Here is a 23379-nt window from a genome sequence, read left to right as displayed (position 1 = left end):
CTTCAATTGGCTGCCCGGCTCGGGCAATACGGCGCAGCGCCGTGCTCACGTGATGTGATTTCATCACGCACAGGTGTAATAGTCTCCGCATGCCCACGCGCCTACTGTGTGCGCGCACTGCACGAGGCCGCACAGCATGGGACACGACCACAACCACGCCCCCAGCGAAATCCGCCACGAAGCACCGCTATGGTGGGCGCTTGGCTTGACGGCCTCCTTCCTGGTGGCCGAAGTCATCGGCGCGTTCGTGTCCAACAGTCTGGCCTTGCTGTCTGATGCCGCGCACATGGCCACCGACACGCTCGGCCTGATGATCGCGTTGCTTGCCGTGCGGCTGAGCCGGCGCCCGGCAGACGCACGCCGTACCTACGGCTATGTGCGCCTGGAGGCGCTGGGGGCGCTGGTCAATGGTGCACTGCTGTTCGTCGTGGGTGCCTACATCCTGTGGGAAGCCGCGCAACGCTTTCGCGCCCCGCAGGACATTTCCTCCAACGGCATGCTGCTGATCGCTGGGCTGGGCCTGGTGATCAACCTGATCGCGATGAAGCTGCTGCATGCCGGCAGCGGCGAAAGCCTCAACGTCAAGGGCGCCTACCTGGAAGTCTGGAGCGACATGCTCGGCTCGGTGGCGGTGATCATCGGTGCCTTGCTGATCCGCTGGACCGGCTGGCACTGGATCGACCCGGTGCTTGCGGTGCTGATCGGCCTGTGGGTGCTGCCGCGCACCTGGGTGCTGCTGCGCGAAGCGATCAATGTGCTGCTCGAGGGCGTACCCAAGGGCATCGACCTGGCGCAGGTACGTCAGGCCCTGGCCGGCTATCCGGGCGTGGACGATGTGCACGACCTGCATGTCTGGGCACTGGCCTCCAGCACGCCTGCACTCACCGCACACGTGGTGGTGGGCGAGTCCGTCGACCGCGACCAGCTGCGCGACGCACTCGCCGCGCTCCTGCACGAACGCTTCGACATCGACCACGTGACCCTGCAGGTGGAAAGCGGCGATTGCGGCACCGACCCCTGCGGTTCCCCAGCCAGCGCCCAGCAGCACGGGCACGCCGGGCATGCTGGACACCGGCATGGGCACTCGCATGCGCATGGAGGTCATCACCACCACTGAGGCGTTGCGATGCTCGAAAGGGCGGTGCGTGGACTCTGCCGCAACGCTTGAAGCGTCCCCGGACATCTGCATCGAACTCGTATCGCTGCATGGCGCAGCAGCGTGCCCGCCGATGGCTGAGCGCAAACGCAAGAAGCCGCCATAGGCGGCTTCTTGCGTATCAGGGCCTGCTACTCAGGTCAGCTTGGCCTCATGCCACCAGCTCGCGTAACACCGGCGAGTCCCAGCCCGGGCGCGGAGCGAAGCGTTCGCCGTAGCGGGCATGCAGCGCCTGCAGGCGCGCTAGCAGCGCGTCGGCACCGACGCTGCGGATGTGCTGGATCGGGCCGCCGCGGAACGGGGCGAACCCGGTACCGAAGATCACGCCGGCATCGAGCAAATCGGCATCGGCCACCACGCCGTCGTGCAGGCAGGCCACCGCTTCGTTGAGCAGTGGCAGGATCAGGCGGTCTTCCAGATCGGCCGGCACGGCGTAGCCGCTGGCCACCTCAGGTTTGATCGCACGTCCGTTCTCCCATTTGTACAACCCTTGGCCATCCTTCTTGCCGCGCTTGCCGGCTTCCACGGTCGCCAGGGCGGCTGGAATCGGCAGGTGCAGGAATGGCGCCAGTTCCGCACCGACGCCGGCAGCCACGTCCAGGCCCACGGTGTCGATCAGTTCGATCGGCCCCATCGGCATGCCGAACTTGACCGCAGTCTTGTCCAGCACCGGTCCCGGGATGCCCTCGGCATAGGCGGTGGCCGCTTCAAGCAGGTACGGGAACAGCACGCGGTTGACCAGGAAGCCCGGGGTGCCCGCCACCGGCACCGGGAACTTGTCCAGCGCCTTGCAGAACGCCGCCAGGCGCGCCACATTGGCCGGATCCAGCCCGTCGTGCTGCACGATCTCCACCAGCGGCATCATCGCCACCGGGTTGAAGTAGTGCAGGCCGGCGAACTGGGCCGGACGCAGCAGATGGCCACGCAGTTCGGTGAGCGGGATCGACGAGGTGTTGGTGGTCAGCACCGCATCGGGCTTGAGCTGCGGTTCGATCGATTGGTAGAGCTCGCGCTTGGCCTGCGGATTCTCGATGATCGCCTCGATCACCAGGTCTGCCTGCGCCACCCCGGCACCGGCCAGATCGCCACGCAGGCGTGCAGCCACCGCCGGGCGCTTGGCCTCGTCCTTGACCCGCTTGGCGAACAGCTCGCCGCCACGGCCCAGCGCGGTGTCGATGAAGCGCTGCTCGCGATCCTGCAGGGTGACCTCGAAGCCCTTGTAGGCGGCCCACGCCGCGATGTCGCCACCCATCACGCCGGCGCCGATCACATGCACATGGCGGATCGGTGTCGCTGCCGCGCCGCCGGCCTCCTTGCCGCCCAGCGCCTTCAGCCGCTCGGTGAGGAAGAAGATGCGGATCAGGTTGCGTGCGGCCGGGGTGCTGGCGAGCTTGACCACCGCCTTGCGCTCGGCCGCCAGGCGCGCCTGGATGCCGCTGCCGCCGGCCCGCTCCCAGACATTGATCAAGGCGTAGGGTGCCGGGTAATGCTCCTTGCGCGCCTTGCGCGCCACCTGCTTGCGCATCTGCGGCGCCAGCAGCTTGCGGGCGAGCAAGGTATTGGTTGCCCAGGCGGTGGCGCGTTGCTTGAGCGGACGCGTGGTGCCGGCCAGCGCCAGGGCAGCGGCCACGTCGACCAGCACGGCAGGCGCTGCGACCTTGTCCACCAGGCCCATCGCACGCGCGGCCTTGGCCGAGACGGTGCGCCCGGTCAGCATCATGTCCATCGCCGCCGGTGCGCCGATCAGACGCGGCAAGCGGGCGCTGCCGCCCCAGCCGGGAAAGATGCCTAGCTTGGTTTCCGGCAGGCCGATGCGGGTGCTGCCGTCATCGGAGGCCACCCGGTAACGGCAGGCCAGCGCGATTTCGGTACCGCCGCCCATGCAGAAGCCGTGGATGGCCGCCACCGTGGGGCAGGGCAGCTCGGCCAGCTTCTGGAACACCTGCTGGCCGCGATGGATCGCGTCGTTGACGGTGCCCTTGCGGTCGAAATCCTGGAACTCCTTGAGGTCGGCACCGGCAATGAAGCCGTTGGCCTTGGCCGAGCGCAGTACCACGCCCTTGGGCGGATCCAGCGCCAGCCGTTCCACCAGTGCGCCCAGCTCGAGCAGCACCTCCTGCGAAAATGCATTGACCGCTGCGCCCTGACGATCAAGGCTGAGCACGAGCACGCCGTCCTCGCGCAGGTCGGCCTGCCAGTGGCTGAATCGGAGCCCGTCGAAACCTGGAAGCATGCGGTTGGCCGTCCGGCGATATAAGGAAAGGCCGTTATCATCCAGAGGTTGTTTCCTTCACGTCAAATACCCATACCTGTCGACGGGGACGGCGCGCGCTTCGGCGAGGCGTCGCCGGCGGCGCATCGGTACCGCCACCCTGATGCGTGACGCGTACGGATCGGTATGAACTTTCCTCTTCAACGGCGGTCTCATTGCCCGACTTCGGTGGGCTGACAGGAGTGCGGCCCACCATGGCCGAAGTCGATACACCTCAGGAGCTGGACCTTGAACTGGTCCGGCGTGTGCAGCGCGGCGAAAGCGCGGCGTTCGATGTGCTGGTGCGCAAGTACCAGCATCGGATCGTCGCCCTGATCGGGCGCTACATCGCCGACTGGAGCGAATGCCAGGATGTGGCCCAGGACACGTTTGTGCGCGCGTATCGCGCCATCAACAGTTTCCGCGGCGACTCCCAGTTCTACACGTGGCTGCACCGCATTGCCGTCAACACTGCCAAGAACCATCTGGTTGCGCACAACCGCCGGCCGCCCACCGACGACATCGAGATCAGCGATGCCGAGCAGTTCGATGGGGCCACCCGGTTGCGCGATACCGATACCCCGGAGCGTGAACTGATGCGACAGGAGCTGGAACAAACGGTGATGCGCGCGGTCCAAGCCCTGCCGGAAGAACTTCGGTCGGCCATCACCCTGCGCGAGGTGGAAGGTCTAAGTTACGAGGACATCGCGCGAAAGATGGATTGCCCGATCGGAACGGTGCGCTCGCGCATCTTCCGGGCGCGCGAGGCCATCGACATCGAGCTGCGGCCTCTGCTGGAGACCGAAAGCGCTACCCGTGAGCGACACCGTGTATGAGCCATAACCCCGACATGTCCACCACCGACAAGTTCGAACGTCATTACCGGCAGCAGTTGTCTGCGCTGGTCGACGGCGAGCTGAGTGCCGACGAATCGCGTTTCCTGTTGCGCCGGCTGGCCCACGACGAAGAGCTGGCCGGTTGCCACGAGCGCTGGCAGCTCTGCGGCGATGTATTGCGCGGCGCGGCCAGTGCGCCGGCCCCGCTGGATTTCGCGGCGCGGGTCCGTAGTGCGATTGCCGATGAGCCCGCACCCCTGCCGCAGCCGGCGCCGCGCGCGGCCGCACGCTGGCGGTGGGGCGGCGGTGCGGCGATTGCCGCCTCGGTCGCGGCGATCGCCATGTTCATGGCGCGCGAGCGCTTGCCGGATCCGGCCCCGCCGGTAACCGAGGTGCCGGTGTATGCCACGGTTGCCGAGGTGCCTGCCACCGCCCGGCCGTCCATCGCGCCGAAGGCGCCTGCAGCTCCCGATCCGGCCAACCCCGGCGACGGTGGTGCGCTGGTTGCGGCAGTCCCGGCCGCTGCGCTGGCGTCCACGCGTCGCGGTGCCGCCACCCGCAATCAGCAGGTCGCGCGCAGCGCGGCGGCGCGCCAGCAGCAGGCGCCGGTGCAGATGGTCGCTGCCGCTCCCCCGGCCGCGGCGAGTCCGACGGTGTCGTCCAGCCCGTTCACGCACCCGGAGACCACCTTGCAGGCACGTCCCTGGCCACGCGCGGCACTGTCTGGCGTTGGCGACAATCCGCTCAATGCCAGTTTCAGCCAGAGCCGTCAGGGCCCGGCGTTCTATCCGTTCGAACCAGCGCCGCAGGCGGCCCCGGCTCCCGCACCGAGCCAGCCGTCGTCGGCGCCGGACCCTCAACGCTGATCCGGCGGCCGATCTTCATCCACTCGGCGCCCTCCCTCCCGTTACTTTGTCGGACCCGTGTCGCTGCACGGGTTCCGGTTCCTGTCGCCCTGCCATCGGAGGCAACTCGATGAATCACCGCATCCGTACCCAGATGTTCGGCCTGCTCGCCATGACCCTGCCGCTGGCCGCCTGTGCCCAGCAAGGCGCACCGGCGTCCGCCGCCAAAGCCAGTGCACCGATCGCCGCCAACCGCAGCACCACCCCGGCGCCGCAGCTGGTGGCGGGCTTGCCGGATTTCACCAATCTGGTCGAGCAGGTCGGCCCGGGTGTGGTCAATATCGAAACCACCACCACCCGCAAGGACGCGATGGCGCGTTCGGCACGGGGCGGGCGCGGTGGTCAGGGCGGGATGCCCGACGACGAGCAGATGCCGGAGTTCTTCAAGCGCTTTTTCGGGCCGGATTTCCAGATGCCCGGCGGGCCGCGCCAGGGGCCTGGCCAGGGCGGCGATGACGACGGCGGCATTGCCGGCAAGTCGATGGGCTCGGGCTTCATCATTTCCGCCGACGGGTATGTGCTGACCAATCATCACGTGGTCGACGGCGCCAGCGAGGTCACCGTCAAGCTGACCGATCGCCGCGAGTTCAAGGCCAAGGTGGTGGGCAGCGACGAGCAGTACGACGTGGCGCTGCTGAAGATCGAGGCCAAGGGTCTGCCGACCGTGCGCCTGGGCGATTCCAATACGCTCAAGCCGGGTCAGTGGGTGGTGGCGATCGGCTCGCCGTTCGGCCTGGACCACTCGGTCACTGCCGGCATCGTCAGTGCCACCGGTCGCAGCAATCCGTACGCGGATCAGCGCTACGTGCCGTTCATCCAGACCGACGTGGCGATCAATCAGGGTAACTCCGGCGGCCCGCTGCTCAACACCCGCGGCGAAGTGGTCGGCATCAACTCGCAGATCTTCTCCGCGTCGGGCGGCTACATGGGGATCAGCTTTGCGATCCCGATCGACCTGGCTTTCAGTGCCGCCGAGCAGATCAAGGCCACCGGGCGGGTCAGTCGCGGCATGCTGGGCGTGGCGGTGGGGCCGATCGATTCGTTGAAGGCGCAGGGCCTGGGCCTGCCGGATACGCGCGGCGCGCTGGTCAACGATATCCCGGCCGGTAGCCCGGCTGGCAAGGCTGGTGTCGAAGTGGGTGATGTGATTCGTGCAGTCAATGGCAAGCCGATCGAGGTGGCCAGCGATCTGCCGCCGATGATCGGCCTGATGGCACCGGGTACCAAGGTCAACCTGGACATCCTGCGCGACGGCAAACCGCGCCAGATCAGCGTGACCCTGGCGCCGTTGCAGGACGGCAGCGACAGCGCTGCACCGCGCACCGCCGCCGAGGACGCCAAGCCGGAGGCTCCGGCCAGCGTGGCCTTGCTCGGCCTGCAGGTGGCCGACCTGACGCCCGCTGAACGCAGCCGCCTGGGCGTGGACGCGGGTGAGGGCGTGCGGATTACCGCAGTCACCGGCGCTGCCGCGCGTAGCACCCAGCCACCGCTGTCGCCGGGTCTGATCATCGCCCGCGTCGGCCGCACCAAGGTCGGCAGCGTCGCCGAGCTCAACCGCGCGCTGTCCAGCTACAAGAAGGGCGATGTGGTCATGCTGCTGGTCACCGATGGCAAGGCCACCAGCTACGTGGCCCTGAAGGCCGGCGGCTGAGGGCTGCCGGGATGCGTCATTGGTGATTCGGGATTGGCAGGAGCAGGCCCCCGCTCGGGGATGCCTGCTCCTGCTCTGCCGTTTCCAATCCCCAATCCCGACTCCCTAATCCCGGCTCCAAAGCATGCGATAATGCTGCGTTACCCTGACGACGGCTGCGCCGGCGCCCACCTCAATGTCCTCTGATTCAATGCGGAACATCCGCAATTTCTCCATCATTGCTCATGTCGACCACGGTAAATCCACCCTGGCCGACCGGATCATCCAGCTGTGTGGCGGCCTGCAGGCGCGCGAGATGGAGGCCCAGGTGCTGGACTCCAATCCGATCGAGCGCGAGCGCGGCATCACCATCAAGGCGCAGTCGGTGTCCCTGCCGTACACGGCCAAGGACGGGCAGACCTACCACCTGAACTTCATCGACACCCCCGGGCATGTGGACTTCTCCTATGAAGTCAGCCGCTCGCTGGCCGCCTGCGAGGGCGCGCTGCTGGTGGTGGATGCGGCGCAGGGCGTGGAGGCGCAGTCGGTGGCCAACTGCTACACGGCAGTGGAGCAGGGCCTGGAAGTGGTGCCGGTGCTCAACAAGATCGACCTGCCCACCGCCGATGTCGACCGCGCCAAGGCCGAGATCGAAGCGGTGATCGGCATCGATGCCGAAGGTGCGGTGGCGGTCAGCGCCAAGACCGGCCTGAACATCGACCTGGTGCTGGAAGCGATCGTGCATCGCATTCCGCCGCCCAAGCCGCGCGACACCGACAAGCTGCAGGCGCTGATCATCGACTCCTGGTTCGACAACTACCTGGGCGTGGTGTCGCTGGTACGCGTGATGCAGGGCGAGATCAAACCGGGCAGCAAGATCCTGGTGATGTCCACCGGTCGCACCCATCTGGTGGACAAGGTCGGCGTGTTCACGCCCAAGCGCAAGGAGCTGGCCGCACTGGGCGCCGGCGAAGTGGGCTGGATCAATGCCTCGATCAAGGACGTGCACGGTGCGCCGGTCGGCGACACCCTGACCCTGGCCGGCGATCCCGCCCCGCATGCCTTGCCCGGCTTCCAGGAAATGCAGCCGCGCGTGTTCGCCGGCCTGTTCCCGGTCGATGCCGAGGACTATCCGGACCTGCGCGAAGCGCTGGACAAGCTGCGCCTGAACGACGCGGCGCTGCGCTTCGAGCCGGAAAGCTCCGAGGCGATGGGCTTCGGCTTCCGCTGCGGCTTTTTGGGCATGCTGCACATGGAAATCGTGCAGGAGCGGCTGGAGCGCGAATACAACCTGGACCTGATCAGCACCGCGCCGACGGTGGTGTACGAGGTGCTCAAGACCGATGGCTCGGTCATCAACATGGACAACCCGGCCAAGCTGCCGCAGTTGAACCTGGTGGACGAGATCCGCGAGCCGATCATCCGCGCCAACGTGCTCACGCCCGAGGAGTACATCGGCAACATCATCAAGCTGTGCGAAGAAAAGCGCGGCACCCAGATCGGCATCAATTACCTGGGCAGCCAGGTGCAGATCAGCTACGAGCTGCCGATGGCCGAGGTGGTGCTGGATTTCTTCGACAAGCTCAAGTCCGTCAGCCGTGGCTACGCCTCGCTGGATTACCACTTCGTGCGCTTTGATGCCGGCCCGTTCGTGCGCGTGGACGTGCTGATCAACGGCGACAAGGTCGATGCGTTGTCGTTGATCGTGCACCGCAGCCACGCCGACCGGCGCGGCCGCGAGCTGTGCGAAAAGATGAAGGACCTGATCCCGCGGCAGATGTTCGACGTGGCGATCCAGGCCGCCATCGGCTCGCAGATCATCTCGCGCTCCACGGTCAAGGCGATGCGCAAGAACGTGTTGGCCAAGTGCTATGGTGGCGACGTCTCGCGCAAGAAAAAGCTGCTGGAAAAGCAGAAGGAAGGCAAGAAGCGCATGAAGCAGGTCGGCCGCGTGGAGATTCCGCAGGAAGCCTTCCTGGCCGTGCTGCAGATGGATAAGTAGCAGGGATTCGGGATTCGTAATTGGGGATTGGCAGCGACGCACCAGCCCTGAGTTTTTGCGAATCCCCAATCTCCAATCCCGAATCCCGTTCCGAAGGAACACCAATGAAATGGTTTGAAATCGTCCTGGTTGTGCTGACCCTGGGCAGCGGCTTCATCTGGTTGCTGGACAAGCTGTTCCTGGCCAAGCGCCGCGCTGCACGCGCCGGGTTGCTGGACAGCGAGCCGGCGATCGTCGACTACTCGCGCGCCTTCTTCCCGGTGCTGGCGGTGGTGCTGATCCTGCGCAGCTTCGTGGCCGAGCCGTACAAGATTCCGTCCAGTTCGATGATGCCCAACCTGCTGATCGGCGATTTCATCCTGGTCAACAAGTTCGCCTACGGTTTCCGTCTGCCGATCACCAATACCAAGTTCATTCCCACCGGCGAGCCCAAGCGCGGCGACGTGGTGGTGTTCAAGCCGCCGCATGCGCCGGACCAGAACTGGATCAAGCGCGTGGTGGGCCTGCCGGGCGACAAGATCGGCTTCCATGGCGACACCCTGTACATCAACGACAAGCCCATGCGTTACACGGTCAAGGGCGAGTACATCGGCAAGGGCAAGGGCGCGGAGATGACCGGCACCACGTTGCTGGTGGAAGACCTGCCAGGCCGCACCCATACCGTGCTGGAGTGGGTGGACCGCAACATGCCGGCCGGCCAGGGCGACTGGACGGTGCCGGCAGACAGCTATTTCGTGATGGGGGACAATCGCGACAATAGCGAAGACAGCCGGTTTTGGACCCAGACGCACTTTCTGCCGGAAGCCAATCTGCGCGGCAAGGCGTTCCTGATCTGGCTCAATTGCGAAGGGTGGTTCTGCAAGGGGAGTTTCGATCCATCGCGGATCGGGACTGGAATCCAGTAAATGCACGCACGGCGTGCCAGGGGAAGCACAATGAAGCGCAAGCAAAGCGGTATGACGTTGACGTCGTTCGTGGTGGTGCTGGCGGTGGTGGGGTTCGGCCTGTACATCGGGATGAAGCTGTTTCCGATGTACCAGGAGTACTACTCCGTGCGGACGGCGATGAAGGGTCTGGCCAATGAGCCGGGCAGTGCCAATATGGATCCGTCCAAGTTGCAGGACCTGTTCTTTCGCCGCCTGTACATCAACTACTCGGAAAATGTCAAAAAGGAAGACGTGAAGTTCGAGCGCGTGGATGGCGGCTGGCGCATGAAGGTCAACTACGAAGTGCGCCGTGAATTGATCGGCAATCTGGATATCGTGGGCAAGTTCGACACGTCCCAGGACATGAAAGGGCGCAGTGTCGAATAGAACCTTCCAGCGCGGTGATCCGATCGGGCATGCGTTCGCCGATCCGGGTCTGCTCGCCCAGGCGCTGCGCCATCGCAGCGCCGGGACGCCGCACAACGAGCGGTTGGAGTTCCTTGGCGATGGCATCGTCAATCTGTTGATCGCCGAGGCGCTGTACCAGCGCTGGCCCAAGGCCGACGAAGGTGCACTGACGCGCGCGCGCGCCGAGCTGGTGCGCGAAGGTGCGCTGGCGGTGATCGGGCGCACGCTCAACCTGGGCGAACGGCTGACGCTGGGGCCGGGCGAACTCAAATCCGGTGGTCATCGCCGCGATTCAATCCTGGCCGATGCAGTCGAGGCGATCGTCGCGGCCATCTATCTGGACTGCGGGTTCGAGCGCTGCCGCGCGGTGGTGCTGCCGTGGTTCGAGCCCTCGCTGGCGGCGCTGCCGGTCGGCAAGGCGGAAAAAGATCCCAAGACCCGGCTGCAGGAATGGTTGCAGGCGCGGCAGTTGCCGTTGCCCACCTACGCGCTGATCAGCGAAAGCGGCGACGAGCATGCCAAGCAGTTCCACGTCGCCTGCATCCTGGAGCATCCCGTCGCCCGCGCCGAAGGCCAGGGCACGTCGCGTCGTCTTGCCGAGCAGCAGGCGGCGGCTACCGTCATCGCACAACTGGATGTCAACACGTGAGCGAAACCACTCCCCACCGTAGCGGCAGCGTTGCCGTGATCGGCCGGCCGAATGTCGGCAAGTCCACCCTGACCAACGCCCTGGTGGGCGCCAAGGTCAGCATCGTCTCCAACCGGCCGCAGACCACCCGGCATCGCTTGCTGGGCATCGCCACCTTCCCCGAAGGGCAGCTGATGCTGGTCGACACGCCCGGGCTGCACCGCGAGCAGAAGCGCGCGATGAACCGGGTGATGAACCGTGCCGCACGTGGCTCGCTCGAAGGCGTGGATGCCGCGGTGCTGGTGATCGAAGCCGGCCGCTGGGACGAAGAGGACACCCTGGCATTCCGTGTGCTCAGCGATGCCAATGTGCCGGTGGTGCTGGTCGTCAACAAGGTGGACCGGCTCAAGGACAAGACCGCATTGTTCCCGTTCCTGGCCCAGGTCAGCGAGGGGCGCACCTTCGCGGCGGTGCATCCGGTTTCCGCGCTCAAGCGCAAGGGCCTGGAAGCGCTGGTGGGCGACCTGCTCAAGCTGGTGCCCGAGGCCGAGCCGATGTTCGGCGAGGACGAAATCACAGACCGCAGCCAGCGCTTCCTGGCCGGCGAATTGGTCCGCGAGCAGCTGATGCGCCAGCTCGGCGAAGAATTGCCGTATGCCACCACGGTGGAAATCGAACGTTTCGCCGAGGACGGCGCGCTGCTGCGCATTGGTGCGGTGATCTGGGTCGAGCGCGAAGGCCAGAAGGCGATCGTGATCGGCAAGGGCGGTACCCGCCTGAAGGAAATCGGCGGCAAGGCGCGTCTGCAGATGGAGCGGCTGTTCGGTGCGAAGGTGTTCCTGGAAACCTGGGTCCGCGTGCGCGAAGGCTGGTCGGACGATGAGGGCGCGCTCAAGGCATTTGGGTACGGCGACTAATCTTGGATTAAACAGGGAGGTGCATGATGTGGCTTAAGAAAGCGAACTTTATCGGGCTAAGGCCTTGGATTGGCGGCAGGACGGTGGTTGGCGCGCTGGTGCTGGGATTGCTGCCATTTGCAGCGAGTGCGCAGACCTTCCCATGCTCCAATACACCTGGAGCCGGCGAGCGTATGGTGGGGACAGCACCAGGTGGTCCCGGCCTGGCACCTACACCACTATGCGTACGTGATGGCGCGGCCTCGACAGGTACGGCGCAGCCAGAATACGACCCGCTCAAAGCGCGTGCGACCGCTGCACTGGGCATGGCACAGATGCTCTTGAGTGAGAAGGCCAAGCTAGCGAGCGATCCGAATTATCAACGTTTCCGTAACGGCTTCTGGCAATACTTCGAGCCTGGTGCCGATGCGAAGCCTGGCGATAACTGCGTTGTGGCATACGGTAATCTGCAAGGTATCGTGACCCTGGCCGGCCCTGCAGGTGACTATCGCCGTGCGCTGATGTCGTTTACCGGGCCCGGATTACCGAAGGCCAAGAAAGACGGTTTGATCAAGGTTGGCCTGGATGGTGGCGATGGAAAGCCGACAACCGTGCGCGCCTTCCACTACCTCACTCCTGGTACTGAATTGGCCACGATCGCCTTCGCGGTCCCAAGTGCCGAGGCAATGCTTGGTGGGATAGACGACAAGGCGCATTACAGGTTACTCATCGACAATAAGCAGGTGTTCGAAATCGAGTGGCACGATGGTCACCAAGCCAGAGATCAATTGAGGCGCTGTATTGAAGCAGATGGCGCCTCGTAGCCGATTGCGGCATTGCATGTGCGCTTTCTGTCGTCCTTGGGAACTCACGAAAAATGCTGCAAGCTGTGCTGGCACCGCACTGCCGAGCGCATGATGACCGCATGGCCTGGGCTGGAAATGCGCTGGCGAGCGCTGGCCTGAGATGCTGATCGAGCACGAACACGGCTTCGTCCTGCATGTGCGGGCCTGGCGTGAGACCAGCTTGCTGGTCGAGGTGCTGACCGAGCAGCACGGCCGGGTGGGATTGCTGGCGCGCGGTGTTCAGGGGCCGCGCAAACAAGCGCTGCGTGCGGCGCTGCAGCCGCTGCAACTGATCCAGTTCAGTGCCGTGCAGCGCGGTGAGCTCGCGCAGCTGCGCCAGGCCGAAGCGCTGGATACTGCCCCGCGACTGGTCGGCGAACGCATGCTGGCCGGGTTCTATATTTGCGAACTGCTGCTGCGCCTGGCGCCGCGCAACGACGCGGTTCCGGAGTTGTATGCGTGCTATGCGCAGGCACGGGCGCATCTGGCATCGGAGTTGTCGCTGGCGTGGGGGCTGCGCCGGTTCGAGCGCGATGTGCTGGAGGGGCTGGGGTTTGCCTTCGATCTGCAACACGACAGCGACGGACAACCGATCGACCCGGCGGCGCGCTATCGACTCGACCCGCAGGAGGGCGCGATGCGGGTATTGAGCGAGCGTCTGGCACAGGATCGGCGCGAGACCGTCACCGGTGCGGGGTTGCTTGCCCTGGGTGAAGACCGCATGCCGGCGAGCGAGGACATGCCCGGCCTGCGCCGCAGCATGCGCAGCGTGCTGCTGCATCATCTGAACGGACGCGGCCTGAAATCCTGGGAAATGCTCGAGGATCTGGCGCTGCGTCGCTGACCGGCAGCGCAGCTGCGAGTGCAGTGCGGCGCGTGCCATTCAATCAGATCGGGGATGCCCTTCACCCGGCGCCGAACCTTGGGGCGCGGCGAGGCGATGGTGTGGATCAGTGCAGCAACGCGGCCACCGCCGCATGGAACTGGGTCTGCGCAGTGCGCGACTGCGGATCGCCACGCAGCAGGCGCACCGCTCCAGCGAGCCGCGCGGCGCCGACGAACCCGCAACTGGCCTGCAGCCGGTGCAGGTGATTGCGCAGGGCCTGCTCGTCGCTGACGTTCAGCGCCGAGGTCACTGCGTCGCGGGTGCCCGGCAATTCCGCCAGGAACAACTCGCGCAAGGCATTGAGGTGATGCTGCTGGCCATTGAGTGCGCTCAGTGCCGCGGCCTCGTCCCAGTCGCTGGCGGCAATGTCCACCACCCCGACAGGTGCCACGCTGTAGCGGCCGCGCGCCAGGCCACGACGCACGGCCTGCAGCAGGCGTTCGGTGGTCAGCGGTTTGACCAGCATTTCCAGGAAGCCATCGGACTGCAGGCCTTGCTGCATCGCCACGGTGCCGTCGGCGGTGTGCGCCAGTGCGGGGACGTCCGGGTGCAGCAGGCGCAGCGCCCGCAGCAGGCCGCTGCCGGTGCCATCGGGCAGATTGACGTCGATCAGCCAAAGATCGTGGCGACGTTCGCGCGCACGGTCCAGCGCCGAAGACAGCGAATCGGCCCAATCCACCTGGGCCGGCAGGCCTTCCAGTGCGGCCTGCAGGAAGCCACGGCTGATCGGGTCGTCCTCCACCAACAGCAGGCGTGGATGGGGTTCCTGACGTGTCGCCATATTCATGCTGCCTCCTTGTCAGCGGTGCCGCGGCCTGAGCTGCCGCGCGCAGGTGAAGTTTGCCTGTGTTTGGGTGGCACGACAATTGCCGTGCCGCGTGGAGCGGCCTCCGTCGATCGCATCTGCGACAATACGCACCCTTTTTGCCCGCAGCCTGTCGCCACGTGGCCAGAACCCGCAATCGCCTCGACCGTACTCCTTTCCAGACCGCCATCATCGACCTCAGCCACGACGGCCGCGGAGTGGCCCGTCGCGATGGCGAGGGTGGCAAGGTCACCTTCATCAGCGGCGCCTTGCCGGGCGAGCTGGTACGTGCCGAACCCACTGCGCGCAGCCGCCATTTCGACGAAGCCAGGACGATCGAGGTTCTGGAAGCCTCGCCGCAGCGGGTGGCTCCGCGTTGCCCGCACTTCGGCGTCTGCGCCGGTTGCGTGCTGCAGCACCTGGAAGAATCGCAGCAGATCGTCGCCAAGCAGCGGGTGCTCACCGACAACCTCGAACGGATCGGGCATGTCACCCCGCAGACCGTGTTGCCTGCCCTGGTGGGCGACAGCTGGGGGTACCGGCGCAAGGGGCGGTTTTCGGTCCGGCGGGTGGAGAAGAAGGACAAGACCCTGGTCGGCTTCCGCGAGCTGGACCCGCGTTTCGTGGCCGACCTGTCGGTGTGCTACACGGTGATTCCGCAGATCGGCGAGAAGATCCCGTTGCTGGCGGCGCTGATCGAAGGCATGGACGGCAAGCGCGACATCCCGCAGATCGAGTTCATCGCCGGCGACCAGGCAGTGGTGCTGACCATCCGCCACATGCAGCCGCTCAGCGAGCGCGATCAGCAGGCCTGGGTGGAGTTTGCACAGGCGCACGGTTTTGCGATCTTCCTGCAGCCCGGCGGTGTGGACAGTGTGCACCCGCTGTGGCCGCGCGAGGTGCCGTTGGCGTTCCGCCTGCCGCAATGGGATGTCGAGCTGGCGTTCCGGCCGCTGGACTTCATCCAGGTCAATGCCTCGCTCAACCAGAAGATGATTGCGCATGCGCTGGCGCTGCTGGATGCCACCGCCGAAGACCGGGTGCTGGACCTGTTCTGCGGCCTGGGCAACTTCACCCTGCCGCTGGCGCGCACGGTGCGCGAGGTGGTGGGCGTGGAAGGCGATGCCGGGCTGGTGGCGCGCGCCAGGGAAAATGCGCAGCGCAATGGCCTGGCCAACGCGCAGTTCCACGCCGCCGATCTCACCCAGGACCAACGCAATGCGCCCTGGATGAAGCAGGGCTTCGACAAGCTGCTGCTCGATCCGCCGCGCTCGGGCGCACTGGAAGTGCTGCAACAGCTGCCATTGAAGCGCTTCCAGCGCATCGTCTACGTCAGCTGCCACCCGGGCTCGCTGGCGCGCGACGCCGGCTACCTGGTCAACGACCAGGGTTTCACCCTGGTGTCGGCAGGGGCGATGGACATGTTCCCGCATACCGCGCATGTGGAAAGTATCGCGGTGTTTGAGAAGCGGTGATTGGGGATTGGACATTGGGGATTCGCAACAGCGAGTCGTGATGTGTCCTTTCGCCAACCGCTGTACCCAAGCGTCAGATCGAAGCATTGCCCGTGGTACTGCGGGGTCTTGGCAAGAACCCCACAGGCATGCCGTGCGTTGCTTTAACCAATCCCAATTCCGAATCCCCAATCCCATGCCCCTAGAAATCGAACGCAAGTTTCTCGTCACCGGCGATGGCTGGCGCGCTGCCGCGCATGCGGTGATCCCGATGGCACAGGGCTACATCAACGACCAGGCAGCGTTGCGTAGCGGGGCGCAACATGCGTCGGTGCGTGTACGGGTGCAGGGCGAGGGCGCGTTCTTGAATCTGAAGTCGCGTGAGGTGGGGCATACCCGCCAGGAGTTCGAGTACCCGATTCCCGTCGCCGATGCGCGCGCGTTGCTGGAGCTGTGCGTCGGCGGGCTGATCGACAAGCGCCGGCATCTGGTCGAATACCAGGGCCATGTATGGGAAGTGGATGAATTTCTCGGCGACAACGCCGGGCTGGTGGTGGCCGAGATCGAGCTCGCCAGCGCCGACGAAGCCTTTGCCAGGCCCGGGTGGATCGGCAAGGAAGTGACGGACGACACGCGTTACTACAATCTGGCGCTGGCATCGCATCCGTTCAAGCAGTGGCGGGAGTCGGGATTGGGGATTGGGGATTCGTGAGAGCAAGGGTGATGCGTCGGCCCTGGGCGATGCGTTGCGAATCTCCAATCCCCAATCCGCGTGTTGGGGCTTATGCTCTGCCAATCCCCACTGCCCAATCCCCAATCCCCGCTCATGCGCATCGATATCTGGTCCGACGTGGTCTGCCCCTGGTGCTGGATCGGCAAGCGCCGCTTTGAGCAGGCGATTGCCGCGCTTGGCGACAAGGCGCCGGCGCTGGACATCCATTACCACGCGTTCGAGCTGGACCCGGAGGCCGGCGCGGCACCGGTGCCGCTGCGCGATGCCCTGGCACGCAAGTTCGGCGGCATCGCACGCGTCGATCAGATGCTTGAGCAAACCCAGGCCACGGCGCGCGCCGAAGGCCTGCCATTCGACTTCGGACGCGGCCAGGTGCAGGTGAGCACCCTGCGGGCGCATCGGCTGCTGTGGCTGGCCACCCACGAAGGCGATGTCGGTGCGGTGATGGAAGCGCTGTTCCATGCGCATTTTGCCGAAGGCCGCAACGTTGCGGCGACCGAAACCCTGGTGCATGCCGGCGAGGCCGGCGGTCTGGCCGCCGCGCGCGTGCAGGCGATGCTGGACTCCGATGAAGGCACGGTGGAAGTGCAGGCGCAGTTGGCGCAGGCCAGCGCGCTGGGCATCCGCGCGGTGCCCAGTTTCGTGATCGACGGGCGCAGCCTGATCCAGGGGGCGCAGCCGCCGGAGAGTTTTGCCCAGGCACTGTTGCAGCTGGCCGCCGAATCGGTGCCGGTCGGTGGCGCCGATGCCTGCGGGCCGGATGGCTGCGCGGTGTGACCGGCCGATGGCAGCATGTCTGCGCAAGGCGTTGATCCGATGACGCCGCCGCGCCGCCCAACGCGCGTGGCGATCATTGGTGCCGGCCTGGCCGGCCTGGCTTGTGCCGATGCATTGCAAAAAACAGGCATTGACGTAACGGTGTACGAAGGCGCCGATGTGGTTGGCGGACGCATGCATACCCGCACCGGACAGGGCTGGCAGTGCGACGACGGCGCGCAATACTTCACCGCGCGCGATCCGGGCTTCGCGGCCGTGATCGAGCGATGGATCGCCGACGGCGTGGCCGCACGCTGGCCGGCACGGGTCGCCAGCTGGGATGGCGCGGTGATGCGCCGCTCGCAAAGCGCATTGGCGCGGTTTGTCGGAACTCCCGACATGGCCGCACCCGCACGCGCGCTGGCAGCCGGCCTGCAGGTGCACACGCGGGCGAGCGTGCATGCGCTCGAGCGCAGCAGTGCGGGATGGGTGGTCGACCTCGGCGCTGCGACCGCGGTCGCAACGCAGGCGGTCGATGCGCTGCTGCTGGCAGTGCCGGCTGCCGATGCGGCCAGGTTGCTGGCCGATCGCGCACCCGCGCTGCTGCGCGTTGCCCGCAGCGCGCAGATGTTGCCGGCCTGGGCCGTCGTGCTGCAGTTCGCTGCGCCTATCGATCCGGGCTACGACGCCCTGTTCGTCAACGCCGGCCCGTTGCACTGGGTGGCGCGCGATTCCAGCAAACCCGCGCGTGCAGGTGCCGAGACCTGGCTGCTGCATGCCACGGCAACGTGGAGCCAGATGCATGGCGATGCCACGCCCGCGCAGGTGATCGACAGCCTGTTGCCCGAACTGGCGGCGCTGGGCCTGCCGCCACCGCTGGCCTGCGAGGCATATCGCTGGGTGGCGGCCAGTACCGATCCGCCATTGCAGGCCGGCTGTGCCTGGGATGCCAGCCTCGGGCTCGGCCTGTGTGGCGACTGGCTGGCAGGCGGCAAGGTCGAAGGCGCCTGGCTCAGTGGAACCGCCCTGGCACGCGAGGTGGCCGGCATCGCGGCAACAGATTGCACGGCGCAGTGATGCGTTGGCGTGCCGCCGCGTCGGTATCGATGCAGCACTGCCTGCAAGCCACGCGCGTGGCAGCATCGCCCGGCATGCTCTCGGCAACGCTGCTGCGCGCTGCGCAATCGGCAGTGCTCGCCTCGGCTGCGTTGGGCCGACGTTGATGACGCCGCCCGAAACTCCTTCGATCGGTAACACGGCGCAAACGCCTGCCCACACGTTGCGCCTGATCCTGGGCGATCAGCTCAACCCGCAGCACAGCTGGTTCGCCACGCACGACCCTGGCGTGGTCTATGTGTTGATGGAGGTGCGCGCCGAAACCGACTACGTGCTGCACCATGCGCAGAAGATCCTGGCGATCTTCGCCGCGATGCGCGCGTTTGCCGCCGCGCTGCGACAGGCCGGCCACCGGGTGCGCTACGTGGCAATCGACGCCGCCAGCAACCGGCAATCGATTCCGGCCAACCTGGACGCGCTGATGGCGCATTACCGCGCGCAGCAACTGGAGTATCAGGCACCGGACGAATGGCGGCTGGATCAGGCCTTGCAGCAGTGGAGTGCCGCGCAGGCGTTCGTCACGCGCAGGGTCGACAGCGAGCATTTTCTGGCCACGCGTGACGAGGTGGCTGCGTGCTTCCGCGCGGGCAGTCCATGGCGCATGGAAGTGTTCTATCGGCAGATGCGCCGACGCCATCGCATCCTGCTCGATGCCGCCGGGCAACCGGAAGGCGGGCGCTGGAACTTCGATCACGCTAATCGTGAGCCCTGGCCAGGCGATCCGCCTGCGCCGCAGGACTGGCGCAGCGCACACGATCACAGCCAGCTGTGGCGCAGCATCGAGGCGGCTGGCGTACGCAGTTTCGGCACGCCCAACGCCCAGGCGCTGCCGTGGCCACAGGATCGCGCCGAAGCGTTGCAGCACCTGGATGCCTTCATCGAACGCGCCTTGCCGGATTTCGGCCGCTACGAGGATGCGATGAGCACGCGCAGCCCGCGTCTGTTCCATTCGCTGCTGTCGTTCGCGCTCAACGTCAAGATGCTGCACCCGGCCGAAGTGATCGCGCGCGCCGAAGCCGCCTGGCGCCAGGGGCGGGCACCGCTGGCCTCGGTGGAAGGCTTCATCCGGCAGGTTCTGGGCTGGCGCGAATACGTGCGTGGCGTGTACTGGTCGCAGATGCCCGGGTACGCGCAGACCAACTACCTGGATCAGCACCTGCCGTTGCCGCACTGGTTCTGGGATGGGCAGATCGGCATGCGCTGCCTGGCCGATGCGGTGGGCAATTCGCTGGCCAATGCGCATGCGCACCATATCCAGCGGCTGATGGTGATCGGCAATTTTGCGCTGCTGGCGGGGCTGGACCCGCAGGCGCTACATCGCTGGTATCTGGGCGTGTATATCGATGCCTTCGAGTGGGTGGAACTGCCCAACACGGTGGGCATGAGCCAGTTCGCCGATGGCGGGCTGCTCGGCAGCAAGCCCTATATCAGCGGCGCGGCCTATATCGACCGCATGAGCGATTACTGCGGCGGCTGCCGCTACCAGCGCAAGGCGCGGGTCGGCGCACGGGCCTGCCCCTATAACGCGCTGTACTGGGATTTCCTGGCGCGGCAGCGCCCGTTGCTGGGCGCCAACGAGCGGCTGGCGATGCCGTATCGGCAGCTCGACACGATGGCTCCCGAGGTGCTGGAAGGCATCCAGGCCCAAGCCGCGCACTGGAGGGCGAACCTGGAGCACCTCTGAACCGACCAGGGGGCGGCGCGCCTGCCGTGCGGCGGGAGCGCATGCCTGCCGCATGCGTCGCTGTTGCAGACAGCCCTGCCCACCGGCGGCCTGGGCCGCGCAGCGGTGATGCACGCCCCGGCACCACGCCACGGATCCGGCGTGGCAACGGGAGGGACGCGCCAGACAGCGCGGGCATCGTGAGTCACCCGATGCCTTCCCATGCTGGCAGACGCAGGCCGGCATTATTGGCAGGCCTGCATGACTGCCACAAACGCGGGTCGGCCGGGATTCCTCCCGCGTTCGGGGGCAGCGCACCGGCGGTGGGTGCCGTAGCGCAGGGACGCCCGGGCGTGGGTACGCCAGCCCTTGCCTGAATGCGCAATCTGACGCTGCCACGCGCATCTGCGACAATGCCGCGCTGCGCCCTTGTGGCGCCTGGCCCGGAGTCCCCCAACATGCTTTTGATCGGCGTTGCCGGTACCGAACTCAGCGCACAGGAACGCGACTGGTTGCAGCACGATGCGGTCGCCGGCGTGGTGCTGTTCAAGCGCAATTTCGCTTCGCGCACGCAAGTGGCCGAATTGTCTGCCTCCATCCGTGCCGCCGCGCCGCGCCCGGTGCTGATCTGCGTGGACCAGGAAGGCGGCCGCGTGCAGCGGTTTCGCGAAGGCTTCAGTGCGTTGGCGCCGTTGCAGAGTTTCGGCGTGCAGTACGCGCAGGACCCGGACGGCGCGCTGGCTGCGGCCCGCGTGCATGCGCAGCTGATGGCCAGCGAAGTTCGCGCCAGCGGTGTGGACCTGAGTTTTGCGCCGGTGGTGGATCTGGGCCGCGGCAATCGCGCCATCGGCGATCGCGCCTTCAGCGACGATCCGCAGGTGGTGGCTACCTTCACCCGTGCCTATGTGCAGGCCCTGCATGGTGCCGGCATGGCGGCCACGCTCAAGCACTTCCCCGGCCACGGCACGGTGCTTGAGGATACCCATGTGGATCACGCCAGCGACCCGCGTCCGCTGGAGGTGCTGCAGGCCGAAGATCTGCTGCCGTTCGTGGCCGGCATCGAGGCTGGCGCCGACGCGGTGATGATGGCGCACGTGGTCTATCCGCAGGTGGCACCGGAGCCGGCCGGCTATTCGTCGCGCTGGATCGAGCAGATCCTGCGCGGGCAACTGGGCTTTCGCGGCGTGGTGTTCTCCGACGACATCGGCATGGCCGCCTCGTTCAGCGCCGGCGGCGTGGCAGGGCGCGTGCATGCGCATCTGGATGCCGGCTGCGATGTGGTGCTGGTCTGCCATCCGGAACTGGTGCCCGAGTCGCTGCAGGCCGTGCAGGGCCTCCACCTCAATACCGCCGCGCTGATCGGCCTGATCGGGCGCGGCGCGCTCGGCTGGGATGGCCTGCTGGCCGGCACCGACGCTTCCTTCAACACTCCTTCTGCCCCTTTCGGAACACTTGCCTGATGTCCACGCTCACCATTTCCCAGGCCCTGGCCCAAGCCGATCTGCTGGTCGATCGCCCCGCTATCGACACGGCCGTCTCCACCATCGCCGACGCCATCGCGCGCGACTATGCCGGCGAAGTGCCGGTGTACCTCACCATCATGCACGGTGCGCTGCCGTTCTCCGGACAGCTTGCGCTGGAGCTGGGCGCGCGCGGCCAGGACCTGCAGTTCGATTACCTGCACGCCACCCGCTACCGCGGCGAAACCGTCGGCGGCGAGCTGGTGTGGAAGCACCGCCCGGCCACCGCATTGTTCGGTCGCCGGGTGATCCTGGTCGACGACATCCTCGACGAGGGCTACACGCTGCAGGGCGTGCGGCAGTGGTGCCTGGAGCAGGGCGCCACCGACGTGCGCGTGGCGGTGTTGACCGTCAAGCGTCACGACCGCTGCGTGGCTGGCGTGACCGCCGACTACGTGGGCGTGGAAGTGCCCGACCGCTATGTGTTCGGCTTCGGCATGGACGTCAACGAGCAACTGCGCGGCATTCCGGCCATCTATGCGATGAAGCAGTAACAGCGGCTGACAACACGGCCGCGCAGCCGCCAGGCGGCGTGGCCGGTGCTCGGTGCGGCATGTACCGCTCGTACACTCTGGTTCCAAGCGCGCCGTCCGCAGTCGCCGGCTGCCGGCTATGTCCTGTGACCCCCTAGGTTCATGCAGCGCGGCCGAGCGTGCCGGCTGCGCGCGAGGCCCCAAGCAGCGCGGACGATGTCCAACGCCGCGCGCACCGAGGCTGGGAGCGCGCAGATCGCAGTCCCGCATGTTCAATAGCGACACCGACGGCCTGGTCGGCGTCGTTCGTCCTGGCCCGCCGCCGCGCGGGCAATCCGGCGCGCACCGCGCGCATCCACGTCAATCCGTAGCAGAGGTCGCCCATGTCCCCCAATTCCATCGCCCTGGCCGTCATCGGCGGCACCGGTGTCTACAAGCTTGCGCAGCTCGACGACGTGCAGACGCATGAGCTCGACACCCCGTACGGCGTACCGTCCGGGCCGATCCGGGTTGGCATGTTGCTTGGCCATCGCGTGGCGTTCCTGGCCCGGCACGGCGAGGGGCATTCGCTGCCGCCGCACAAGGTCAACTACCGCGCAAACATCGCTGCGCTGCAGCAAATCGGTGCCTCGCGCGTGCTCGCGCTCAACACGGTGGGCGGCATCACCGAGCAGTTCGGTCCGCGCGTGCTGGCGTGCCCCGACCAACTGATCGACTACACCTGGGGCCGTATTTCCACCTTCTGCGAAGAGCCGGGCAGCGAGGTACAGCACGTGGATTTCGGCCACCCGTATTCTCCGATGTTCCGCAGCAAGGTCATCGCCGCCGCCAAGGTGACCGGCGTCACGCTGGTTGCCGGCGGTTGCTACGGCGCAACGCAGGGACCGCGTTTGGAAACGATTGCAGAAATCGCCCGCATGCGCCGCGACGGCTGCGACCTGGTCGGCATGACCGGCATGCCGGAAGCCGGGCTGGCGCGCGAAAAAGGCCTGGAATATGCGTGTCTGGCGATCGTGGCCAACTGGGCGGCCGGCTGTGGCGACGCCCAGGAAATCACCATGGCGGAGGTGCTGGCCAACGTGGATGCGGCCTCGTCGGGGCTGCCGGAACTGATCGGCGAACTTGCACGCGGGTGATTGTCATCGGGGCATAAGCTTTGCATACTCGGCGCGTACGCACTGCCGTACACCACCCATTAATTATTGCAAAGGTCTCGCATCACCATGCCGAACGGTACCGTCAAGTGGTTCAACGACGCCAAAGGATTTGGCTTCATCTCACCGGAGGACGGCAGCGCCGATGTCTTCGCGCACTTCTCCGCGATCAACTCCAAGGGCTTCCGCAGCCTGCAGGAAGGCCAGCGCGTCAGTTACGACGTGACCCAGGGCCCCAAGGGTGCCCAGGCTTCGAACATCACGCCGGTCGAGTAAGCTGACTCGATTGAGCGGTTGAAGAACCCCGCCACGGCGGGGTTTTTTTTGCGCCGGCCC

At 66.4% G+C, this 23379-nt stretch carries 22 protein-coding genes and 1 other RNA gene; 21 read left to right on the top strand and 2 right to left on the bottom strand.

Annotation, left to right across the window (positions count from 1 at the left end):
- The first annotated feature begins 136 nt into the window (after positions 1–136).
- Entirely contained in the window at positions 137–1117 is a 981-nt protein-coding gene (locus ACCQ05_RS14980) for a cation diffusion facilitator family transporter (protein ID WP_372391205.1), read from the top strand.
- Between the two features lie 190 nt (positions 1118–1307).
- Here the strand turns inward: ACCQ05_RS14980 and ACCQ05_RS14975 are convergent, their stop codons facing one another.
- The gene (locus tag ACCQ05_RS14975; RefSeq protein WP_372391203.1) at positions 1308–3389 is read right to left on the bottom strand and encodes a 3-hydroxyacyl-CoA dehydrogenase NAD-binding domain-containing protein; all 2082 of its coding nucleotides are present in this window, start codon (positions 3387–3389) and stop codon (positions 1308–1310) included.
- 233 nt (positions 3390–3622) lie between these two features.
- Here ACCQ05_RS14975 and rpoE point away from each other — a divergent pair, with 233 nt between their 5' ends.
- The 10 genes from rpoE (at position 3623) to recO (ending at position 13327) form a co-directional block, all read left to right on the top strand.
- Positions 3623–4243 carry an RNA polymerase sigma factor RpoE gene (gene rpoE / locus ACCQ05_RS14970; protein WP_064509110.1) on the top strand — a complete coding sequence of 207 codons (621 nt, stop codon included), beginning with the start codon at positions 3623–3625 and terminating at the stop codon, positions 4241–4243.
- Positions 4240–5109, top strand: coding sequence for a sigma-E factor negative regulatory protein (locus ACCQ05_RS14965; RefSeq protein ID WP_372391201.1), 870 nt, complete (start codon positions 4240–4242; stop codon positions 5107–5109). The genes rpoE and ACCQ05_RS14965 overlap by 4 nt, the downstream gene beginning before the upstream one ends.
- Positions 5110–5218: 109 nt before the next feature.
- On the top strand, positions 5219–6799 hold the full coding sequence (locus ACCQ05_RS14960; protein ID WP_372391199.1) for a DegQ family serine endoprotease: 1581 nt from the start codon (positions 5219–5221) through the stop codon (positions 6797–6799).
- Between the two features lie 190 nt (positions 6800–6989).
- Positions 6990–8780: a translation elongation factor 4 gene (lepA, locus tag ACCQ05_RS14955; protein ID WP_372394108.1), complete on the top strand. Its 1791-nt coding sequence runs from the start codon at positions 6990–6992 to the stop codon at positions 8778–8780.
- Between the two features lie 104 nt (positions 8781–8884).
- Positions 8885–9685: a signal peptidase I gene (gene lepB / locus ACCQ05_RS14950; protein ID WP_104539617.1), complete on the top strand. Its 801-nt coding sequence runs from the start codon at positions 8885–8887 to the stop codon at positions 9683–9685.
- On the top strand, positions 9686–10093 hold the full coding sequence (locus ACCQ05_RS14945) for a DUF4845 domain-containing protein (RefSeq protein ID WP_104539618.1): 408 nt from the start codon (positions 9686–9688) through the stop codon (positions 10091–10093). It abuts the gene before it with no gap.
- On the top strand, positions 10083–10763 hold the full coding sequence (gene rnc, locus ACCQ05_RS14940) for a ribonuclease III (RefSeq protein ID WP_228964320.1): 681 nt from the start codon (positions 10083–10085) through the stop codon (positions 10761–10763). Before ACCQ05_RS14945 ends, rnc begins: the two co-directional genes overlap by 11 nt.
- Positions 10760–11659 (top strand): GTPase Era, encoded by a 900-nt coding sequence (era, locus tag ACCQ05_RS14935; RefSeq protein WP_372391197.1) that lies wholly within the window; start codon positions 10760–10762, stop codon positions 11657–11659. The genes rnc and era overlap by 4 nt, the downstream gene beginning before the upstream one ends.
- 26 nt (positions 11660–11685) lie before the next feature.
- Positions 11686–12462, top strand: coding sequence for a hypothetical protein (locus ACCQ05_RS14930; protein ID WP_372391195.1), 777 nt, complete (start codon positions 11686–11688; stop codon positions 12460–12462).
- 142 nt (positions 12463–12604) lie between these two features.
- Complete coding sequence (gene recO, locus ACCQ05_RS14925) at positions 12605–13327, top strand: DNA repair protein RecO (RefSeq protein ID WP_372391193.1); 723 nt, start codon at positions 12605–12607, stop codon at positions 13325–13327.
- A 106-nt stretch (positions 13328–13433) separates the two neighbouring features.
- Here the strand turns inward: recO and ACCQ05_RS14920 are convergent, their stop codons facing one another.
- Positions 13434–14156 carry a response regulator gene (locus tag ACCQ05_RS14920; RefSeq protein WP_228964318.1) on the bottom strand — a complete coding sequence of 241 codons (723 nt, stop codon included), beginning with the start codon at positions 14154–14156 and terminating at the stop codon, positions 13434–13436.
- A gap of 158 nt (positions 14157–14314) precedes the next feature.
- Here ACCQ05_RS14920 and rlmD point away from each other — a divergent pair, with 158 nt between their 5' ends.
- The 10 genes from rlmD to cspE all read left to right on the top strand — a co-directional run bounded on the left by rlmD (position 14315) and on the right by cspE (position 23319).
- Complete coding sequence (gene rlmD / locus ACCQ05_RS14915) at positions 14315–15649, top strand: 23S rRNA (uracil(1939)-C(5))-methyltransferase RlmD (protein ID WP_372391191.1); 1335 nt, start codon at positions 14315–14317, stop codon at positions 15647–15649.
- Between the two features lie 175 nt (positions 15650–15824).
- The gene (locus tag ACCQ05_RS14910; RefSeq protein WP_228964316.1) at positions 15825–16340 is read left to right on the top strand and encodes a CYTH domain-containing protein; all 516 of its coding nucleotides are present in this window, start codon (positions 15825–15827) and stop codon (positions 16338–16340) included.
- 114 nt (positions 16341–16454) lie between these two features.
- Positions 16455–17138, top strand: a complete 684-nt coding sequence (locus ACCQ05_RS14905; protein ID WP_228964315.1) for a DsbA family oxidoreductase — start codon at positions 16455–16457, stop codon at positions 17136–17138.
- Between the two features lie 15 nt (positions 17139–17153).
- Positions 17154–18194, top strand: coding sequence for an NAD(P)/FAD-dependent oxidoreductase (locus ACCQ05_RS14900; RefSeq protein ID WP_372391189.1), 1041 nt, complete (start codon positions 17154–17156; stop codon positions 18192–18194).
- Positions 18195–18339: 145 nt separating this feature from the next.
- Entirely contained in the window at positions 18340–19917 is a 1578-nt protein-coding gene (locus ACCQ05_RS14895; RefSeq protein WP_372391187.1) for a cryptochrome/photolyase family protein, read from the top strand.
- A gap of 437 nt (positions 19918–20354) precedes the next feature.
- Positions 20355–21356, top strand: coding sequence for a beta-N-acetylhexosaminidase (gene nagZ, locus ACCQ05_RS14890; RefSeq protein ID WP_372391185.1), 1002 nt, complete (start codon positions 20355–20357; stop codon positions 21354–21356).
- Positions 21356–21910, top strand: a complete 555-nt coding sequence (locus ACCQ05_RS14885) for a hypoxanthine-guanine phosphoribosyltransferase (protein ID WP_228964311.1) — start codon at positions 21356–21358, stop codon at positions 21908–21910. Before nagZ ends, ACCQ05_RS14885 begins: the two co-directional genes overlap by 1 nt.
- Positions 21911–21969: 59 nt before the next feature.
- Positions 21970–22041, top strand: a non-coding RNA gene (locus ACCQ05_RS14880) — sX9 sRNA.
- Positions 22042–22272: 231 nt separating this feature from the next.
- Positions 22273–23025 (top strand): S-methyl-5'-thioinosine phosphorylase, encoded by a 753-nt coding sequence (locus ACCQ05_RS14875; RefSeq protein ID WP_372391183.1) that lies wholly within the window; start codon positions 22273–22275, stop codon positions 23023–23025.
- A gap of 87 nt (positions 23026–23112) precedes the next feature.
- Positions 23113–23319 (top strand): transcription antiterminator/RNA stability regulator CspE, encoded by a 207-nt coding sequence (gene cspE / locus ACCQ05_RS14870; RefSeq protein WP_003488188.1) that lies wholly within the window; start codon positions 23113–23115, stop codon positions 23317–23319.
- The last annotated feature ends 60 nt before the right edge of the window (positions 23320–23379 follow it).

It is taken from the genome of Xanthomonas sp. NCPPB 3582, from assembly GCF_041475735.2.
Lineage (GTDB): Bacteria > Pseudomonadota > Gammaproteobacteria > Xanthomonadales > Xanthomonadaceae > Xanthomonas > Xanthomonas codiaei.
Note: the sequence above shows the minus strand (reverse complement) of the source record. Positions and strands in the feature narration are given on the sequence as shown.

Coding starts and splice junctions, on each gene's coding strand:
- ACCQ05_RS14945 (WP_104539618.1), top strand. CDS start 9,686: ATGCACGCACGGCGTGCCAGGGGAAGCACAATGAAGCGCAAGCAAAGC.
- lepB (WP_104539617.1), top strand. CDS start 8,885: ATGAAATGGTTTGAAATCGTCCTGGTTGTGCTGACCCTGGGCAGCGGC.
- ACCQ05_RS14975 (WP_372391203.1), bottom strand. CDS start 3,389: ATGCTTCCAGGTTTCGACGGGCTCCGATTCAGCCACTGGCAGGCCGAC.
- ACCQ05_RS14895 (WP_372391187.1), top strand. CDS start 18,340: ATGACGCCGCCCGAAACTCCTTCGATCGGTAACACGGCGCAAACGCCT.
- ACCQ05_RS14885 (WP_228964311.1), top strand. CDS start 21,356: ATGTCCACGCTCACCATTTCCCAGGCCCTGGCCCAAGCCGATCTGCTG.
- ACCQ05_RS14960 (WP_372391199.1), top strand. CDS start 5,219: ATGAATCACCGCATCCGTACCCAGATGTTCGGCCTGCTCGCCATGACC.
- ACCQ05_RS14905 (WP_228964315.1), top strand. CDS start 16,455: ATGCGCATCGATATCTGGTCCGACGTGGTCTGCCCCTGGTGCTGGATC.
- ACCQ05_RS14980 (WP_372391205.1), top strand. CDS start 137: ATGGGACACGACCACAACCACGCCCCCAGCGAAATCCGCCACGAAGCA.
- rpoE (WP_064509110.1), top strand. CDS start 3,623: ATGGCCGAAGTCGATACACCTCAGGAGCTGGACCTTGAACTGGTCCGG.
- ACCQ05_RS14900 (WP_372391189.1), top strand. CDS start 17,154: ATGTCTGCGCAAGGCGTTGATCCGATGACGCCGCCGCGCCGCCCAACG.
- ACCQ05_RS14920 (WP_228964318.1), bottom strand. CDS start 14,156: ATGAATATGGCGACACGTCAGGAACCCCATCCACGCCTGCTGTTGGTG.
- ACCQ05_RS14965 (WP_372391201.1), top strand. CDS start 4,240: ATGAGCCATAACCCCGACATGTCCACCACCGACAAGTTCGAACGTCAT.
- cspE (WP_003488188.1), top strand. CDS start 23,113: ATGCCGAACGGTACCGTCAAGTGGTTCAACGACGCCAAAGGATTTGGC.
- ACCQ05_RS14875 (WP_372391183.1), top strand. CDS start 22,273: ATGTCCCCCAATTCCATCGCCCTGGCCGTCATCGGCGGCACCGGTGTC.
- nagZ (WP_372391185.1), top strand. CDS start 20,355: ATGCTTTTGATCGGCGTTGCCGGTACCGAACTCAGCGCACAGGAACGC.
- lepA (WP_372394108.1), top strand. CDS start 6,990: ATGCGGAACATCCGCAATTTCTCCATCATTGCTCATGTCGACCACGGT.
- ACCQ05_RS14910 (WP_228964316.1), top strand. CDS start 15,825: ATGCCCCTAGAAATCGAACGCAAGTTTCTCGTCACCGGCGATGGCTGG.
- ACCQ05_RS14930 (WP_372391195.1), top strand. CDS start 11,686: ATGTGGCTTAAGAAAGCGAACTTTATCGGGCTAAGGCCTTGGATTGGC.
- recO (WP_372391193.1), top strand. CDS start 12,605: ATGCTGATCGAGCACGAACACGGCTTCGTCCTGCATGTGCGGGCCTGG.